20 protein-coding genes are annotated in these 17,651 nt (G+C 54.0%); 8 read left to right on the forward strand and 12 right to left on the reverse strand.

What is annotated here, in order from left to right; translation table 11 throughout:
- Positions 1-109: 109 nt before the first annotated feature.
- On the forward strand, positions 110-1,411 hold the full coding sequence (locus tag AAAH10_RS15150) for an NtaA/DmoA family FMN-dependent monooxygenase (RefSeq protein ID WP_343565090.1): 1,302 nt from the start codon (positions 110-112) through the stop codon (positions 1,409-1,411).
- A 54-nt stretch (positions 1,412-1,465) separates the two neighbouring features.
- Positions 1,466-2,503, forward strand: coding sequence for a siderophore-interacting protein (locus tag AAAH10_RS15155; RefSeq protein WP_343565092.1), 1,038 nt, complete (start codon positions 1,466-1,468; stop codon positions 2,501-2,503).
- 78 nt (positions 2,504-2,581) lie between these two features.
- On the opposite strand, the gene AAAH10_RS15160 is transcribed toward AAAH10_RS15155, so the two are convergent.
- The 7 genes from AAAH10_RS15160 to choX all read right to left on the reverse strand — a co-directional run bounded on the left by AAAH10_RS15160 (position 2,582) and on the right by choX (position 11,299).
- A complete protein-coding gene (locus AAAH10_RS15160) occupies positions 2,582-4,084 on the reverse strand; it encodes a CoA-acylating methylmalonate-semialdehyde dehydrogenase (RefSeq protein ID WP_343565094.1) in 1,503 nt (500 codons plus the stop codon).
- Positions 4,085-4,228: 144 nt separating this feature from the next.
- Complete coding sequence (gene pdxR, locus AAAH10_RS15165) at positions 4,229-5,734, reverse strand: MocR-like pyridoxine biosynthesis transcription factor PdxR (protein ID WP_343565096.1); 1,506 nt, start codon at positions 5,732-5,734, stop codon at positions 4,229-4,231.
- Positions 5,735-5,910: 176 nt separating this feature from the next.
- A complete protein-coding gene (locus AAAH10_RS15170; RefSeq protein WP_343565098.1) occupies positions 5,911-6,201 on the reverse strand; it encodes a hypothetical protein in 291 nt (96 codons plus the stop codon).
- 127 nt (positions 6,202-6,328) lie between these two features.
- Complete coding sequence (locus AAAH10_RS15175) at positions 6,329-7,519, reverse strand: DUF3095 domain-containing protein (protein ID WP_343565100.1); 1,191 nt, start codon at positions 7,517-7,519, stop codon at positions 6,329-6,331.
- A gap of 166 nt (positions 7,520-7,685) precedes the next feature.
- Entirely contained in the window at positions 7,686-8,378 is a 693-nt protein-coding gene (locus tag AAAH10_RS15180; RefSeq protein WP_343565102.1) for a transporter substrate-binding domain-containing protein, read from the reverse strand.
- 382 nt (positions 8,379-8,760) lie between these two features.
- Positions 8,761-10,278: a choline-sulfatase gene (gene betC, locus AAAH10_RS15185; RefSeq protein ID WP_343565104.1), complete on the reverse strand. Its 1,518-nt coding sequence runs from the start codon at positions 10,276-10,278 to the stop codon at positions 8,761-8,763.
- A 73-nt stretch (positions 10,279-10,351) separates the two neighbouring features.
- Positions 10,352-11,299, reverse strand: coding sequence for a choline ABC transporter substrate-binding protein (gene choX / locus AAAH10_RS15190; RefSeq protein WP_343565106.1), 948 nt, complete (start codon positions 11,297-11,299; stop codon positions 10,352-10,354).
- 130 nt (positions 11,300-11,429) lie between these two features.
- On the opposite strand from choX, the gene AAAH10_RS15195 reads away from it, so the two are divergent.
- Positions 11,430-12,320 (forward strand): LysR family transcriptional regulator, encoded by an 891-nt coding sequence (locus AAAH10_RS15195; protein ID WP_343565109.1) that lies wholly within the window; start codon positions 11,430-11,432, stop codon positions 12,318-12,320.
- A gap of 39 nt (positions 12,321-12,359) precedes the next feature.
- On the opposite strand, the gene fliP is transcribed toward AAAH10_RS15195, so the two are convergent.
- The 5 genes from fliP to csrA all read right to left on the reverse strand — a co-directional run bounded on the left by fliP (position 12,360) and on the right by csrA (position 14,946).
- A complete protein-coding gene (gene fliP / locus AAAH10_RS15200) occupies positions 12,360-13,067 on the reverse strand; it encodes a flagellar type III secretion system pore protein FliP (RefSeq protein ID WP_343565154.1) in 708 nt (235 codons plus the stop codon).
- 112 nt (positions 13,068-13,179) lie between these two features.
- Positions 13,180-13,563: a hypothetical protein gene (locus tag AAAH10_RS15205; RefSeq protein WP_343565110.1), complete on the reverse strand. Its 384-nt coding sequence runs from the start codon at positions 13,561-13,563 to the stop codon at positions 13,180-13,182.
- Positions 13,564-13,603: 40 nt separating this feature from the next.
- Positions 13,604-13,954 (reverse strand): hypothetical protein, encoded by a 351-nt coding sequence (locus AAAH10_RS15210; RefSeq protein WP_343565112.1) that lies wholly within the window; start codon positions 13,952-13,954, stop codon positions 13,604-13,606.
- A gap of 12 nt (positions 13,955-13,966) precedes the next feature.
- A complete protein-coding gene (locus tag AAAH10_RS15215) occupies positions 13,967-14,545 on the reverse strand; it encodes an EscU/YscU/HrcU family type III secretion system export apparatus switch protein (protein ID WP_343565113.1) in 579 nt (192 codons plus the stop codon).
- 146 nt (positions 14,546-14,691) lie between these two features.
- The gene (gene csrA, locus AAAH10_RS15220) at positions 14,692-14,946 is read right to left on the reverse strand and encodes a carbon storage regulator CsrA (protein WP_343565114.1); all 255 of its coding nucleotides are present in this window, start codon (positions 14,944-14,946) and stop codon (positions 14,692-14,694) included.
- Between the two features lie 296 nt (positions 14,947-15,242).
- Here csrA and flgB point away from each other — a divergent pair, with 296 nt between their 5' ends.
- The 5 genes from flgB to AAAH10_RS15245 all read left to right on the forward strand — a co-directional run bounded on the left by flgB (position 15,243) and on the right by AAAH10_RS15245 (position 17,650).
- Positions 15,243-15,641, forward strand: coding sequence for a flagellar basal body rod protein FlgB (flgB, locus tag AAAH10_RS15225; RefSeq protein WP_343565115.1), 399 nt, complete (start codon positions 15,243-15,245; stop codon positions 15,639-15,641).
- An 18-nt stretch (positions 15,642-15,659) separates the two neighbouring features.
- Positions 15,660-16,070 (forward strand): flagellar basal body rod protein FlgC, encoded by a 411-nt coding sequence (flgC, locus tag AAAH10_RS15230; protein WP_343565117.1) that lies wholly within the window; start codon positions 15,660-15,662, stop codon positions 16,068-16,070.
- 77 nt (positions 16,071-16,147) lie between these two features.
- Positions 16,148-16,456, forward strand: coding sequence for a flagellar hook-basal body complex protein FliE (gene fliE, locus AAAH10_RS15235; protein WP_343565118.1), 309 nt, complete (start codon positions 16,148-16,150; stop codon positions 16,454-16,456).
- 119 nt (positions 16,457-16,575) lie between these two features.
- Positions 16,576-16,842 (forward strand): flagellar biosynthesis protein FliQ, encoded by a 267-nt coding sequence (gene fliQ, locus AAAH10_RS15240; RefSeq protein ID WP_343565119.1) that lies wholly within the window; start codon positions 16,576-16,578, stop codon positions 16,840-16,842.
- A gap of 40 nt (positions 16,843-16,882) precedes the next feature.
- The gene (locus AAAH10_RS15245) at positions 16,883-17,650 is read left to right on the forward strand and encodes a flagellar biosynthetic protein FliR (protein WP_343565120.1); all 768 of its coding nucleotides are present in this window, start codon (positions 16,883-16,885) and stop codon (positions 17,648-17,650) included.
- Position 17,651: the final 1 nt, after the last annotated feature.

Raw genomic sequence — 17,651 nt, forward strand, 5'->3', positions numbered from 1 at the left:
ATTTTCGCAAAGATGTAAACTATAATCATTCTCAACTCAATAATGTTTTTGACGATTGTACTAAGAGAATTTTGGATAACTTGCTGTTTTTTAAAGCGGAATTTTATTTATGAAAAAAACGGAAAAACTTCATGTTGCGATGTCGCTTGCGCCCACATGGTTGAGCGGAGACGGCTGGCGCCGACAGGACAGCAATGTGGAAAGTCTTTTTGGCAGTGACTTCTATCTTTCGGTGGCAAAAAAGGCTGAGGCCGCCCATCTGGATTTCGTGTTTTGTCCGGATACCCAGTTCATCAAGGTTGATGCGCTGGAACAGGGCGCCGGCTTTGCCAGTCTTGATCCCAATATCCTTCTGGCCTCGCTTTTCCGGGAAACCTCGAAAATAGGTTTTCTGACGACGCTTTCGACGACCTTTTATCCTCCCTATATTCTGGCTCGGCAGCTTCAGTCCCTGAACTGGCTCAGTGGCGGACGGATTGGCTGGAACATTGTGACGGCGCTGGATGGGCATGCGAACTTCGGTATGGAAAGACTGCCATCAGCGGATGATCGTTATGCCCAGGCCGCCGAGTTTGTGGACCTGGTCAAAAAGCTCTGGAGCAGCTTTCCGAACGAGGCTCTAGTGCTGGATCGGGAAAGCGGACACTACGCAGACACGGGCCTTGTGCGGCCTGTGGCTCATTCGGGGGCGCATCATTCTGTTCAGGGGCCTCTGGGTCTTCCTGCTGCGCCTTCTCCCATTCCGCTTGTACAGGCCGGTGCCTCGGTTGCCGGACGTAACTTTGCAGCTTCGATTGCCGATGCCGTCTTTGCCTCGACGCCTGACAAGGCTGCTGCCCGGGAACTGCGGCAGGATCTGCAGGCAAGGGCGCAGAGCCAGGGCCGGTCGCCCGAGGCCATTCGCGTGTTGCCGGGATTGAGCCTCTATCTGGCCGACAGTAAAAAGGAGGCGCAGGAGCTTTTTGCCGAGACCCATGCCAGGGCCAGTCGACAAAAGGCTGTTGGCAAGGTCATTGAACTGATCGGTCTTGATCTGACGGACTGGTCCGATGACAGGGCTGTCAGGGCGAATGATCTGCCTGCGCCTCTCCCCAATCCGCGCAGCCGGACACATTCCGACCTGTTGCGCAGGCTGGTCGAGCGTGAAGAGCTGACCGTTCGGGAGCTGTTGTCCAGACCGGAAGTGATCGGTTCGGCGCACTGGCAGGTGATCGGAACTGTTGACGAGGCCTTTGAGGCGGTGCGTGACTGGCACAGGGAAGAAGCAATCGACGGCTTTATCTGTGTGCCGGGCGGGTCGGTCGACTGCATGAGCCTTGCCCTTGAACAGCTCATGCCACAGCTCTCCGAAGAAGGACTGCTGCGCAGGAACTATGACAGCGACAGCTTTATGGGACATCTGAGCGAATAGGCTCCGGCGTCCACCCCCACCCTTAATCCCCTAAATGTCTGGACGGGAAAAACGATGACTGATGTGTTGAGCCCTGCTTACGTGGAAACTGCACTTGCTGACCTTTCACAGGAAAAGGTTCTGGAGATCTTTGATGAAAAGGCCAGAGACCATGACTTTGTTCTGGAGAAAGTCGGGGAGGGACATCACAGCATTGCGACGGCTTATGGATTGATTGAGGTTTTTACCGGGAGCCTGCCGGTTCGCGTTCGTCTGTCTTCGCCCAACCAGCAGAAACTCTGGTATCTGAAGGAAAGTATTGACGAGGATCTGGAGGAGATCGGTCTGGAGGCAAACTGGGACGGAACACTGGTCAACAATGGCTTCCCGCCGGGGTTCAGTCTTTCCAGAGTGGTGCGCAAGGAGCGTCTGAACGAGGATTTCATGCGCCTGACTGTAACGGGAGAGGGTATTGACCGCTTCTTCCGCGATGCGATTCATTTCAGGCTTGTTTATCCGAAAAATCCGGATGTTGTGCCTCAATGGCCCTGTTTGAATGAGGCCCGGAAAACCATCTGGCCATCGGGTGAAGACGTTTTGATGAAACCGGTTTACACCATCCGCTCTTTTGATCGTGGGGAAGAGACCTTTGACTTCGATGTTTTCCTGCATGAAGGCGGACCGACAGCCGAGTGGTCCCTGCGCACGGAGGTCGGAGACACTGTCGGTCTGCTCGGGCCTGCAGGGGGGTGGATGCCGGTTGCAGATCGCATGCTCTTTGCCGGTGATGAAACCGCCATTCCCGCTCTGGCCCGCTCCCTGGCCTATCTGCCGGAAAGCACGGTGGGGAAGGTCTTCATCTCCACGGAAAGCAGCGATTGTGTTCAGCTTCTCGAAAAGCCGGAGGCTGTTGAAATCGAATGGTTTGTCCGGCAACCGGGAGATCACGATGCCCTGACGCAAAAGGCAATCTCGGCTTCCGAAGAAGATGCCCCCTATGATTACGTCTGGTTTGCGGCTCACAAGTCAGCAGCCAGAGCGGCAAAAAAACACTTTCAGGACAAGCTGGGCTTTAATGGTGAAACGGCCTATATCGCCGGTTACTGGAAGTAGCCTTTACAGCGCTGGAACACAAAGAGCAGGCCTCCACTGAGAGCCTGCTCTTTGTCTTTGACGTTTGTTGGCCGGGACCTAGACGTCCTTTCCGCCTGTAAAGTGGAACTCTGCTCCGGTCCGGATGCCGGAAGGCCAGCGGGTGGTCATGGTCTTGAGGCGTGTATAGAAACGGACACCTTCCATCCCGTGAATGTGATGATCGCCAAAGAGTGATCGTTTCCATCCGCCAAAGGAGTGATAGGCCACAGGAACCGGAATTGGAACGTTGACACCGACCATGCCCACGCGAATACGGGCCCAGAAGTCGCGGGCAGCATCTCCATCACGTGTGAAGATTGCCGTGCCGTTTCCGTATTCGTGAGCGTTGATCATGTCGACCGCTTCGTCATAGCTCCCGGCGCGAACAACAGACAGGACCGGGCCGAAGATCTCGTCCTTGTAAATGGACATGTCTGTGGTCACGTGATCAAAAAGACAGCCGCCGATGAAGTAGCCGTCCTCGTAGCCCTGCAGATTGACATTCCGTCCGTCCACCACGAGTTTGGCTCCCTTGTCCAGGCCCTCGTCGATATAGCTGTGGATGCGATCAAAGCTCTGTTTGCTGATCACCGGGCCAAGTTCCGATGAGGGGTCTGTATAGGGAGCGACCTTGAGTGCCTGAATACGGGGGATCAGGGCTTCGACCAGACGATCTGCCGTTTCCTCGCCAACCGGTACAGCTGCGGAGATCGCCATGCAACGTTCACCGGCCGAACCGTAGGCCGAACCGATGAGGGCGTCTGTGACCTGTTCCATATCGGCATCCGGCATCACCACAAGATGGTTTTTTGCTCCGCAAAGGGCCTGGACCCTTTTGCCGTTTGCAGTACTACGTGAGTAGATGTACTCGCCAATGGTCGTCGAACCGACAAAGCTGACGGCTTCGACAAGCGGATGATCCAGCAAGGCATCAACAGCTTCCTTGTCACCGTTAACGACATTGAACACACCGGCAGGAAGACCGGCTTCAACCAGAAGCTCTGCAATGCGCATCACAACGCTCGGGTCCTTTTCGGACGGCTTGAGCACGAAGGTGTTTCCGCAGGCGATGGCTACCGGATACATCCAGAGGGGAACCATTGCGGGAAAGTTGAAAGGCGTGATTCCGGCCACAACACCGACGGGCTGGCGCACCGAGAAACTGTCAACATTGCTGGAGACAGCTTCGGAATATTCCCCCTTGAGAAGATGGGGAATGCCGCAGGCAAACTCGACAACCTCAATACCGCGGGCAACTTCACCCTTTGCATCGGGAATGGTCTTGCCATGCTCTTTCGAAAGCATCTCTGCAAGTTCGTCCGTGTGCTTTTTCAGCAGGTCGCGAAATTCGAACATGACCATGGCGCGTTTGGCCGGTGGTGTCGCTGCCCAGGCGGGCAGAGCGTCAGCGGCTGTTTGCACAATGGAATCAACATCCGCTTTGGAGGCAAGTGTAACCTTGCCGATTTCGCCACCGGTGGCCGGATTGGTGATGCTGGCCACGCGGCTTGTTGTGCCTGGCCAGTGTTCGTTTGATACGAAGTGTCCAATGGAATTCATGGTTTTTTCTCCGTCAGGGACAGTCTTGGATTTCCCGGAGTGAGAGATGGGTTTCTGCCCTCTCACAGGCCCGCAGTTGCCAAACGGTAACCGATGTGTAAATCCTGACGAAGATACAGATTGATGTGTTTTATGGGTACAGATTTAAACTGTATCTATTGCCTGCCTGAGGGCGGCCAGGCCGGGGGCAATCTGTTTGGTGGACACGGCAGACAGCCCTATTCTGAAGGCGTAATCTCCCCAATCTGTCGTGAAGTAACAGGGGCTGGTTGCCTCAACGATAACGCCGCGTTCCCGCGCAGCGGAGACAATGTCGGCCGAATGGCGCATGCGGGTTTCGTCCCTGAGGAGGAAGTTTGTTCCACCCGCACGGCCTTTGATGGTGAAATCCCGGAAATCCCGCTGAAGAATGTCTGCTGCAATTTCGTATCGGCGTCTGAAGGCCTTGTGCAATCTGGAACAGAGGGCTTCATGGTGTCCGAAGCGCAGGAACAGGGCTGCTGTGTGCTGCATGACAAGTGGTGGATGCCGGATCATCAGTCCGCGCAGGGCCCGGGCTTCGCGCACCAGTTCCTCCTGCGCGACGAGGTATCCGATCCTGAGGCCGGGAGCGAGACTTTTGGAGAGACTGCTGGTGTAGATGACACGCCCATTCCTGCTGTCCTTGTAAAGGGGGGAGGTGATCATGGAGCGAAAGTCGAGATCGCTGTCATAGTCATCTTCAATGATCAGAAAATCCTCGTCCTCTGCCATCCGGATCAGGCGTGAGCGGCGTTCAGCAGACAGGATCGCTGTGGTCGGATACTGATGATTGGGGGTGACATAGACGAGATCACAGCCTTTCAGGCGATCATCAACAATCATGCCGTCATCGTCGACCGGGATGAAGCGCACTTCATCAAAGAGCTGTTCAAACATGTTGCGGGCATCTGCATAGCCGGGGTCTTCCATGGCAACAACCCGTCCCTGCCCCTGCATGAGCGTGCCCACAAGATAAAGGGCATGCTGGGTTCCAAGGGTGATCAGGATGTTTTCAGGGGCTGCGGCAATACCCCGGCGGGGGAGAATGCGCATGCAGAGCTGATCAAGAATTTCCTGTGCATCCCAGTAGTGATTGTCGCCTGACCAGATGTCCAGATCGCGTTTGTTCATTGCCATGCGTGTGCATTCCCGCCAGGCGCCAAGAGGGAAACGGTTGATATCAATCTGGTTGCAGACAAAGGGGTACTGGTACTTTGACCAGTCCGGCGGGCGGAGAATATAGGTGCTTTGGGAGGGAAGCCTGCGCTTTGTAATGCGCTCGAGGATGGAACTGTTCCGGGGAGCGGGAGATCTTTCGGGCGGTGTCTGGGAGAATTCGGACAGCTCTTCGCTGACAAAGAACCCAGATTTCGGGCGGGAGATGATCAGGCGATCCTCACAGAGACGGGCATAGGCCCCGAGGACAGAGTTGATTGCAATGCCAAGGTCTCTGGCCAGTCTGCGACAGGACGGAAGTTTTGTGCCGGGGGAAAGAATGCCTTCCGCGATAAGGCGCGAGATTTCCGATTGCAGTTGATCCCTGATGCCAATGGACAGGGACCGGTCAATGGAAATCAGCGGGACAAAGAGTCCGGCAGCCGGATTTGTCTTGGTGCTTGCCTTCTGCAAGTTGGAGTGCTCCCTGAAAGCGATACTTCTTCTTTTTCGGGAACTATACAGGCTTTGGGTTTTCTGACAACAGACCGGATGCTGTCAGAGAGAGTGTTTCGGGGCAGATTGGTTTGGGCGGTTTGCTTTGGGGCAGACTGTTTCGAAGACAAGGTTTTTCAGGCAGAAGCTGTCAGTTATTGCGGGTCGGGTGTTTCTGCGACCAGTTTTTCATCCTTTGGCGGGAAGAGGATTTCGATGTCCTGTTTGGTTTCGCTTTTTTCTTCGAGCTGGGCACTGACCTTTTTGCGCCAGGAAATATCCTGCATGACATCGGACAGGCTCATGACCTTGCCGTTTCTGTCTTTGGCTTCAATGCTTTCCTGCGCGAGGGCATGGGAAGGCATGGCAAGGCAGGCCAGGGCGAGTACAGCGCAGACAAGGGATTGTGCTCTTTTGATGGTGTTGATCTGTTTTGTCTTCATCATGCCGGGGTCCTCCGTTGGGGTGAGGCCCGCTCATCAGAAGCAATAAGGGGTTAATTGCAGGGGAGTTGACTTGCAGGCCTCACTCATAAGACGGAGGAGGACACAGAAAGTTCAAAAGAAAGATTGATTATTGTTTTTTATGTTCTTTCAATGCTTTAGCGGCCAGGGCGAAGCCTCCGTCCGAACCGTCTACGAAATGAAGGTGATTGCCTTTGCTGAGATCAAAGACCAGACAGGTCATCAGGGCACTGGATGAAGCCTGCATGCCGAAGTTGATCAGTCCCTGATCCTGAAGTTCGGTCAGTCTTTTTTCCATGGTCTGTTTTTCTTTTTCAGAACAGTCCAGTACGAGCCTCAGAGTGTCATCAAAGCGTCTGAAATCCGTATTGCGCAGAAGCTGCTCGTGATATCTGGGCGCATTGTAGGAGCCGACAGTCTTGCCCTGGCTGTGTGCAAAAATCTGGATTGCACTTTCTGAGAGTATTTTCAGGGCTGCGCCGATCCATGACAGGGGGTTACTGCCGGAGGCGTGTGCCCTGCATTCGGACAGAAAGGCAGAGGGCGGCCAGGCAACGCTGGTGTTTTCCTTCTGGGCCGGATTGTGATCCTGAAGTTTGAGGCCCAGTGTTTCCTGAACGGTTCTCAGGCCGCTGTTGAGGGCATCCAGTCGTTTGGCTTCGTCTTCCAGGGGAGATGAAATCAGAAGTGTCAGCATGACACCCTTGCGGGCATCCAGAGGAGACCAGCGGCAGGTCAGGCCCGAGAGGTCGGGTTTTCTTCCGCTGTCATTGTCCGGAAGATTCCACTGGCCTGCATGTTGGTCCGATTTCATCCAGTATTCGGAAAGCTCGACACCCCCGCCGCTGAACAGGGCTATGTAGTTGCCCGGACTGATGCGGAATCTGGCAACACAGATATCCTTGTTCTGTTCTCTGATGGCTGAAACAGGGATCAGGGCTGCGCGCATTTTCAGGCCAAAGCGTTCCCTGCTGAGGTTGATGACGTCCCGAAGGGCTTCCTTCACCGGAATTGCTGCACTGGCGGGAATGGCAAGCGTGCAGCCATCACCGCCGAAAATGTAGGGAATGTCCTGATTTTTCAGTCCGAGGCTTTTGACAGCATTCAGGCAGGCGGTGATACCGGAGGCTCCCATCAGGTTGACGTCCTTGTAACGTCCTTGCTCAAGGGCCTCTCCGGAGCTGACGATGTCGGTCATGGCGATCAGCCAGTCATCGGGCAGGGGGCTGTACAGTGTTGTGTTCGCAAAGGAAGTAAAATCGTCAAAAGCGTCCAGCTCGCTGAAGAAATGCAGGGTCATGCTCTTGTCTTCGGGAAAAGAATGAAAGGGGACAACAGTTCTTATAGGAGCATAACGCCATTCCGGATGAAAAAGGACCTGCTTTATTCCTGGCCGAAAGAAGCAGGTTGAAAGCTTTTCGGATTTGCGCAGGCCTTTTCTGTTTTGCAGACAGGCCGGGGCTGGTTCAGAAAATGTTGAGCTGCTCCGAAAAGAACAGGCTTTGCTTGGCCAGATCGGAACTTGCCAGAAGCTCCTTCATCGTCTCCACCTGCTCTTCAGGTGTTTTGAGGGATGTGGTCAGATAGAGCAGGGGTTTCATGATCCTCTGATGGAAAATCAGATCGTCGGGATCGCCGCCGCTTTCCTCCACAAGGTGTCGGGCCAGTTTTTCATCCGTAAACCAGTAGTCTGCCCGCCCTGTCTGGAGGAACTTCAGGCAGATGTCTTCGGTGCTGGCTTCTGTGTAGTTGCTGTAGATGCTGTCCCGGATCCATCTGAGCATTGGCGTTTGTGTATGAACACAGACCCGGGAGTCAGAAGGGATGTTCTGGCCTTGCGATGATGGAGGCAGATGGGTGTAGTCAATCTCGCTGTTGAGCTTTTTGAAGGACATGAAACCCAGATTGATCTGGGACAGGGGGGCTACCCATCGATAGAGTTTTTCCCGATAGGGGATGCGGGCCAGGGTAATCAGAAAGACACCCGGTTGGTTCTCCATGATTTTCTGGGCACGTTTCCAGGGAAGGAACTCTATTTCAAGCGGTATGTTCCTGTTGCGCGCGGCGATGATAAAGGGTTCCAGATTGATCCCTTTGTTCTTGCCATTTTCTGTGTAGCTGTACGGGGGCAACTCTCCTGCAAGAATTTTGATAGGCATTGCAGAAGGCTCTGTTGCCAGACTTTTGAGAGAAAGCAATAGAAACGACAGAACAAGTGGTATGACATTCTTCATGTGCTTTGTCTGATATTGTTCTATGGTTGATAAAGTTTCTCATTAATTCCTGCTTTTTGGAAGATTTTTCTACAGTCATATTTTGTTAAATAAATGACGGGTTGATATTATCCAATTGTTTTTACTTTGATATTATGCCGTTTTTCTTTTATCAAAAAAGTGTGAGCGGGCAGAAAAAGCTGCCTTTTAATACAGTGAAGGGTTGTGACAATCATGCGGGATTGCCCGATTTTTCAAAAAAAGAGGGTGACAATCCTGGGTTGATTGTCACCCTCAGGTGCTCCCGTCCTAATGGGAAGTCGGGACCTTAGTCCCCACGCGGGAAGCGTTGGTTGTTCTCGACATCGTTCAGATCAAGGTGATTGCGCATGTAGCGTTCAGACGCGCGCTGGAGTGGCTGGAAATCCCAGGGGTAGTAGGCTCCGTTTCGGAGGGCTTCGTAGACAACCCACCTGCGGGCCTGACTCAGACGGACAGCATTGTCGAAGTCTTCCATGTTCCAGTAATCGCGTGTGCGTTGGGCAAAGCTCTCCGAGATGTCCCTGAAGTCCGGATTGTCGGCCAGATTGTTCAGTTCGTTCGGATCTTCCCGGAGGTTGAACAGCATCGGTGGATCCAGCTCACAGTGGATGTATTTCCAGGGACCTTCGCGCAGGCAGACAAGCGGGGCATAGGAGGCTTCTGCAGCATACTCCATACGCACCGGTGAGGTTCTGCTTTCACCGTTTGCCAGTTCAAGAATGCTCTCGCCTTCCGTCCAGGGTTCGATTGAACCGAGATCAATTCCGGCGAGGTCTGCGAGCGTGGGCACGACATCAAGTGTGCTGACCGGGTCGGTGACCAGTCCGGCTTTCATCTGGCCGGGCGCGGAGATCATCAGGGGGACGCGGGCTGAGCCTTCAAGGAAGTTCATCTTGAACCAGAGACCGCGTTCACCCAGCATGTCTCCGTGGTCGGACAGGAAAATCACGATAGTGTTGTCGGCCTGCTGGATGCCGTCCAGAGCCGTCATGATTTCACCGATCTTGTCATCGATATAGCTGACATTGGCAAAATAGGCCCGGCGGGAACGTTTGACGTCTTCTTCGGTGATGTTGAAGTTGCGCCAGTCGTTTGCGTCGAAAATGCGTTTGGCGTGCGGATCGTGATCCTCGTAGTCCCAGGCTTCCACTTCCGGCAGGAGGTGATCGCAATCCTCGTAAAGATCCCAGTATTTCTTGCGGGCAAGATAGGGATCGTGCGGATGCGTGAAGGAGACAGTCAGGCACCAGGGGCGCTCATCATGTCCGCGCCCCAGATCATAGATCTTGCGCACCGCGTTGTAACAGACCTCGTCATCGTATTCCATCTGGTTGGAGATCTCGGCGATCCCTGATTCCGTGACAGAGCTCATGTTGTGATACCACCAGTCGATGCGCTCACCCGGTTTGCGATAGTCGGGTGTCCAGCCAAAGTCGGCAGGGTAGATGTCTGTTGTCAGACGCTCTTCAAAGCCATGCAGCTGGTCGGGACCGACGAAGTGCATCTTGCCGCTGAGAGCCGTCTGATAGCCGGCGCGGCGCAGGTGGTGTGCATAGGTCGGGATATCGGATGTAAACTCTGCTGCGTTGTCATAAACCCGGTTTCTGGACGGGAGAAGACCGGACATGAAGGCCGCGCGACCTGGCGCACACAGAGGGCTGGCCGTGTAGGCATTTTGAAAACGTGTCGAGTTTTCAGCCAGCTTGCGCAGGTGTGGCGTGTGGAGGAAATCAGCAGGACCATCCGGGAACAGCGTTCCGTTTAACTGGTCTGCCATGAGGATCAGGATATTCGGTTTTTTCATGGCTTCACTATCCGAAAGGTGAACCATGCACCGTCTGGAGGGCATGGTTCACGGGTTGCTTTGGAGCGCAGGGTTACTGGATGCCCAGATGTGCCCTGACGGCTTCCAGACCATTTTGGCCGTCCAGTGTCTGAACACCGTCCAGCCATGCTGTCAGGGAAGCGGGGTTGTTTTGCAGCCACTGTGTGGCAGCGTCTTCTGGGGAAAGGCCGTCGTTGAGAATGTTCCCCATCAGGGCGCTTTCCATTTCAACAGTAAAGGTCAGGTTCTCGAAAAACTTCGCTGCATTCGCGCATTCACCGGACCAGCCGGTGCGCGAGAGGGTAAAGACATCTGCGCCACCGAAATTCGGGCCAAAGTACTCGTCGCCACCGGAAAGATAGGTCAGGTCAAATTCATTGTTCATGGGATGTGGTGCCCAGGCAAGGAAAACGATCCATTTCTCGCGGCGGACATTGCGGGAGACCTGGCTGAGAACGCCCTGTTCGCTGGACTCGACGACTTCCCATTCCTTCAAACCGAAATCACCGCTGTCGATCATGCGCTGGATGTTGGCATTGGCAGGAGACCCGGGCGCGATGCCGTGAATTTTGCTGTCAAATTTTTCGGCGTGTTCTGCAAGGTTGGAAAAATCGCTGACCCCGGCCCCGGAGATATAGGAGGGAACGGCAAGGGTGAATTTCGCACCCGCCAGATTTTTGTTCAGAACATCGACGGCTTTGGCTTCGTTCAGTTCGTCGATGAACTTTTGCTGGGCCGGCATCCAGTTGCCGAGAAAGACATCAATCTCTCCGTTCTTCATGGCTTGGTATCCAATCGGCACCGAAAGGGTGGTGACAATCGGATCGTATCCCAGTCCTTCAAGGATCGTGGTGGCAATGCCATTTGTGGAATTGATGTCAGTCCAGCCTGGATCCGACAGGTTGACAGTTTTGCAGGATTCCGGGTCTGCAGCCTGTGCAGGCTGCAGGGCTGTTGCTGCGAGAAGTGCGGCAGTCATCATGGAAAGAGCGTTTTTCATCGCCAATCTCCCTGTTTTTGCTTGGTCAGATTTTTCTTGTTTTCGTTTTTTTATGACGTCAGGTTAAAACCGGAAATTTCACATTGTGAACGTCTTTTTTCTTTATCATTCCCATAAAGGAATTTTATGGATGAGTCAGATTGAACTGGATAACCTGCGGATTTTTGAAGCTGTGGCCCGTCTGGGGAAGTTTACGGCGGCTGCGACAGAAAAGAATCAGACGCAGCCGGCGGTGAGCTATAAAATACGTCTTCTGGAAGAACAGCTCGGTGTCAGGCTCTTTGATCGCCTGCACCGCGGTGTTGAATTGACGCAGGAGGGCCTGAAGCTTTACCGGGTGGTTTCTTCAGCCCTGTCCGAGATCGACAGCGTTGTGGATGAACTGCAGAACCGTTCGGCACAGGAAGAAATCAATCTGCGCACCGATTTCGGGTTTGCGTCCTTCTGTTTCATGCCCCAGCTTGCAAGTTTCAGGGAACGGCATCCTGACTATGATGTTCGTCTGATTGCCTCCCAAAGTGAACCGGAAGGCGGTTTTCATGATTCGGAGGTTCGCGTGACCTTTGGCAGCAAGGCCCATGTCTCAGAGGTTGCGCAGCTCCTGATCCCCGAAGGTGTTGTGCCTGTTTGTTCCCCGTATTTCCGGGCGCGCTACGAGGGCAGAAGTGACGAGGATTTCCTCTCATCGGCCGAGTTGTTGCACCTTGAGGCACACTCGCCACGCTGGCTGGTCTGGGATGACTGGCTGTCCTGGCAGGGCGTGAAACGGCGCACAAGCCAGAGTGATGTTCATCTCAACACCTACAGCATGGTGATGCAGGCTGCCCTCTCCGGGCAGGGGATTGCGCTGGGCTGGAGTGGTCTGGTTGATGATCTGCTGGAGGCAGGGGTTCTGGTTGCGCTGGGGGAGACACTGTCCCGGCCGAGCTATGGTTACTGGCTGGATTACATTGCCAACAATGACAATCCGGCCGAAGAGGCCCTGCGGCACTGGCTGCTGGAGCAGTTTGCCGGGGAATAACCGGACGGAAGACTGGCTTGGGCTTGCCGTGTTGTTCCGCTACCCGGCCCCGGTGGCGAAACTGCGAACAAGGGAGCCTGCCAGAAGATACCAGCCATCGACGAGCACGAAGAAGATCAGCTTGAAGGGCAGGGAGATGATGATGGGGGGAAGCATCATCATACCCATCGACATCAGAACAGAGGCAACAACCATATCGATCACAAGGAACGGCAGGAAGATCAGGAAGCCGATTTCAAAGGCGCGCCGAAGTTCACTGATCATGAAAGCGGGGATCAGAACGCGGGTCGGTGTGTCCTCAATCGTTTCAACTTCCGGAATGTTTGCCAGTTCCATAAAAAGGGCAACATCCTTTTCGCGAACCTGAAGCATCATGAACTGACGCAAGGGGAGCGCGGCCCTTTCGATGGCTTCGATTTCGTCGATGTCCTCTTCCAGCAGGGGTTCGATGGCGGTGTCGTAGATCGCCTCGAAAGTGGGCTGCATGATAAAGGCCGTCAGGAACAGCGCCAGCGAGATCAGGACAGTGCTGGGCGGAGCCTGTTGAATCCCCAGCGCGGTTCGCAGGAACGACAGCACAACAATAATGCGGGTAAAGGATGTCACCATCACCAGAATACCGGGGGCCAGCGAAAGGATTGTCAGCAGGGCCAGCATCTGGAGAATGCGACTTGTTCCCGTGCCGACGATTTCCTCGTTCAGATCAAGCGTCAGAGCCTGCGCAAGACTGTCGGCAGGCAGCAGCATCAGAGCGCTCAGCAGAAAGGGCAGCCCCAGAAAGAGGCTGCTGATCCAGTTCTTCCGTGCAAAGGACAGTGCAAGGCCAGGCAGGATGCGCAGTTTCGAGTGAAGTGAAGTCCTAGCCATTGTCACGCTTGGCATCCTTTTGCTTGAGTCCGGTTCTGCGCAGCAGCTCTTCGGGAAGACTGGTTTTTTGAACCTTTTGGGATGTACCGGTCTGTTTTTCGGGTTCGGCGGGGCGGGTCGAAAGATGCAGGTCCTGCATTCCGCCTGTCAGAATCAGGTGGTCTTCCCCCCGCCATCGAATCACACTCAGGCGACGCTTGCTGTCGAGTGCAGAGCTTTCAACAACCTGAACATCGCGTTTGCTGCCATGTGGTGTGGTGTTGATCATGCCCGGAAGGGTAATGCCGGTTTTCCTGACAATCACGGACACCAGTGCAATCAGGGCAATGACAAACAGCAGCGCTGTGATGAACTGCATGTAGTTGACAATATCCATCTGTGCCTGGGTCCTGTCTGACTGGTGAGGGGAATGGTGATCAGCGTTTGGGGCTCGGGATTGTCGAGCTTTTGCCGTAGGCCTTTGCAGCCTGGTGGCGTGTGGAGTTGCCTTTGAGCTCCTGCTGCACGGAACTGAGGTTCTTGCGCATGATGTCAGACAGATTGTCCAGCTCTTCAATCAGGCCGACGACCTTGATGGACAGCGTTTTGCGCTCCTGTTCCGGCAGGTGGTTCAGCGCTGTACAGAGGTGCTCCACGGTTTGAGGCAGATCAGCCAGATCGTGGACAGTGCCTTCTCGGGCTTCTCTGGAAAAGGTTGTCAGGCGGGAGCCCAGGATTTCGATCTCGGTTTTGAGTTCTTCAAAATTCTTGTCGTGTTGCTCTGTCATCTTGTGCTCGGTTCAATGTGATTCCGGTTTGCCATCTTCCGGTGTTTCGGAAGGATCGTGTTCGATTTGCAGCTTTTTGCCTGTTGCCAGAGGCAGTGCGTTTTGAAGCTCTTTGACCTCTGCGGGTGTCAGGCGCTGTGTGGCCTGTGTTGTCTGAACACTGTCTCCTTCGGGTTGCGCGGGATGGCTTTTGCTGACGGGATAAGCAGAATCTGTGCCTGTTTTACCGGGTTGGTATTTATAGACATAATTCAGGATTGTTGCCACTGCTGCAAGAGCTTCCAGAGGGATCTCGCTGTCAACATCCAGATGGGACAGGATTTCGGCCAGATCAGAGTCCGTCCTGACCTTGATGCCCTTCTCGAAGGCAAGCTGCAGGATCTGTTCTGCAATGTCGCCTTCACCCTTGGCCAGAATGCGGGCGCCTTCGTGGTGTCTGCCCGGTCCCCTGCCTTGCAAAGCAACGGAAATCTTCGGGTTTTCCTGCTCCTGCTGTGGTTCTGCAGTTGGGCTGTCTACAAGGTTGACGCGCTGATCGCCCAGCAGCCTGTTTGAAGGCCCTGTCTTGGAAGGATCTGGACGGGAAGACATCAATAAACCTGCCAGTGCGTTGCAAAACGTAAAAGGAACAGAACCATTCTACTGTGATTTCAGACAGGCAGGAACAGGGTAATTTTTACCGTCCTGCCGTTCAGAATGACAGCAGGGGGCAAGAATTGCAGGGTGATTGTGCAGGATTATTCCTCGCTGAGATCCAGAACATCATCATCCGGAAGGGATGTGTCCAGAAAGGCATCCAGATCGGCCATGTCGGAAAGTGCGGCGCGGTTTTCATTCTGAATGCGTTCGTGAAGCTCCTGCCTCAAAACCGTAGCTGTTTCAGGAAAATCGAACCCGAGCTTGACCGTTTTGCCGCGGACTTCGACAACCTTGACTTCGATGTCATTGTTTATAATGACAGATTCGCCAATCTTTCGTGTGAGGTAAAGCATGGTTTCCGGACTCCCTGTCCCATGATCTGCGCCGTTTCCCCGATGGAAGACAGCACGGTCTGTACTAACTGTAATGCTTTCTTCATAGCGGGTATTTCCCAAAATGTCGAGTGTGATGTGACAGGAAGGGATGAAAGGTGATTCATTTGGTTTGCTGTTTTTTGTGCGGGGAAGTGAAAATCCGGAACGATTTTTGCTTTGATGTTGGGAGAGTTTTAACAAAGCTTGTGATTTAATGATGTTTTCCTGTAGTCTGTTCAGGCAATCTACAGGTATTGGAAAGTAGGCCGGGTACGATGGATGATAAGCTGACAGTCAAGGATGTCATCGGCGAGCGGATGCGTTTTCTGACGCAACGCCAGAAGGTTATTGCAACCAATGTGGCGCAGGCCGATACACCGAACTACGAGGCACGCGATCTTGATGATCGTGCTTTCAGAAATCTGGTCGGGCGCAAGGGCGCCCAGCTTTTGCCGGCATCCACATCTGCAGGGCACATTTCAAACAATCCGCTTGTTGGCAAGCCTGCCCGCGAACAGGATGACAGCGACCCTTACGAGGCGTCTCCGTCCGGAAACCTTGTGAACCTTGAAGAGCAGATGATCCTTTCCGCGGAAAACCAGATGAACTACCAGACCATGGTTCGTCTCTATCGCAAGCAAAACGAAATGATGAAGCTGGTTCTGCGTCGCTAGAGGTTGGAATAGGGTACCATGTCAGATTTAACAAAATCCATGTTCATTGCCGTATCGGGCATGCGGGCGCAGAGCGAACGTTTGCGCGTGATTGCCGAAAACGTGGCAAACGCTGATTCTGTCGGAGCCGCGCCGGGTGATGAACCCTATCGCCGCAAGGTCATCACCTTTGATGCTGTGCTGGACAGGGAACTGGGTGCGGAAAAGGTCGAGGTCAAGTCCATTGATCGGGACAAGGGCGATTTCAAGCGGGTTCACCAGCCCGGACACCCTGCTGCAGATGCAGAGGGCTACATTCTGAAGCCGAACGTCAACACGCTGATCGAAGTGACAGACATGCGCGAAGCACGCCGAAGCTACGAGGCAAACCTGCAGTCCATCCAGGCTTCCAAGTCAATGCTGCGCAATACGCTGGAGATCCTCCAGTAACAACGGGTCCCCGGTCTGCAATCTGATCGGCAGACCGGCAACGGGAGGGACGCCTCCCCGAAAGGAAGGAAGAAAAAATGGCAAACTTTCTGGACGCCATTAATGCCTACAAACAGGTCGACAACAGTCCGCTGTCGCAACCCAAAAGTGCCAGCGGAGATGCTGTGGGGGACAGTTTCGCAAATGCGTTGCGGGAAACGGCGCAGGAAACTATCGGCACGTTGAACGAAGCGGAAAAACAGGGTTTGGCTGCGGCTGCAGGGCAGGCAGACATGTCCCAGCTTGTTGCTTCTGTTTCCGAAGCCGAGATTACCCTGCAAACTGTTGTTGCGGTCCGTGACAAGGTGATCGGTGCCTATCAGGAAATTCTGAAAATGCCGATCTGAGCGGCAAGGTTTTTGTCGTGGGTGTGCAAGGTTTGGCCGGTCGGGGACTGTCCGGAAAAACGGCATTGAAATTCTGCCCGGAACTCTGTCCGGAATTATGTTGGAACAGGTGACAGAAAATGAATGAAGTGGAGGCAATCGAGATTGGCCGTGAAGCGATTTGGGTCATGCTCAAAATCTCCATGCCTGTTTTGATGATCAGTCTGATTGTCGGTCTGGTGATCTCGCTCTTTCAGACCATGACACAGCTGCAGGAAATGACCCTGACCTTTGTTCCGAAGCTGATTGTGATCTCTGTTGCCCTTATCGCGCTTTCGCCTTTTATGCTGCACTCTCTGGCCGAGTTCTGGAATGTGCTGATGGACAGAATGATTTCCCTGCAATAGTCCTGTTTTCATTGAACAGGCCTGAACGATGGCTTTTTGAATGCTTGTCGACGTCCTTCCAGCCAGTGTTTATGTTTTCTTCGTGGTCTTCACGCGCCTTGCGGCCTGTATTGCGTTGCTGCCGGGGATGGGGGAAAGCTATGTGTCCATGCGTTCGCGGCTGGCTCTGGCGCTTGTGGTGACCTTTGTTCTTGTGCCTGTTCTGGAAAACGCAATTCCGCCGGAACCGGCCACTGTTGCCCCTCTTGTTCTCCTGATTGCCGGGGAGGCAACGGTTGGAACCTTCATCGGACTGATTGCACGGGCTATCCTGGGGGCGACGGCGACGGCCGGGATGATTGTTGCAAACATGATTTCCCTGGCAAACGCTTTCACACAGGATGCGACGCAGGCCCAGCAGGCCTCGATTGTCGGTTCCTTCCTGTCCGCTGTTGCGCTTGTGGTGATCTTTGCCACGGGACTGCATCACATGTTTTTCCGGGCACTGGTTGACAGCTACAGCCTTTTCATTCCCGGGGAGGCCATTCCCTTTGCCGATGTCTCCATGGTGATGTCGATGCTGGTCAACAACACCTTTGCGCTGGCTGTCCAGATGGCCTTGCCCTTTATTGTGGTGGGCATGGTGTTCTTTATCGGACTGGGCTTTATGGCAAAGCTCATGCCCCAGATGCAGGTTTTCTTTGTTGCGATGCCGGCCCAGATTCTGCTGGGACTGGTGGTTTTTCTGTTCTCGATGACTGTCATGATGCGCAGCTTTGTGCTGAAGTTTGAAGAGATCTTTGCGTCCATGCTTTCCGGGCAGATATAGG

This window comes from Carbonatibacter coralli, assembly GCF_039592655.1.
Classification (GTDB): Bacteria; Pseudomonadota; Alphaproteobacteria; order Kiloniellales; family Kiloniellaceae; genus Carbonatibacter; species Carbonatibacter coralli.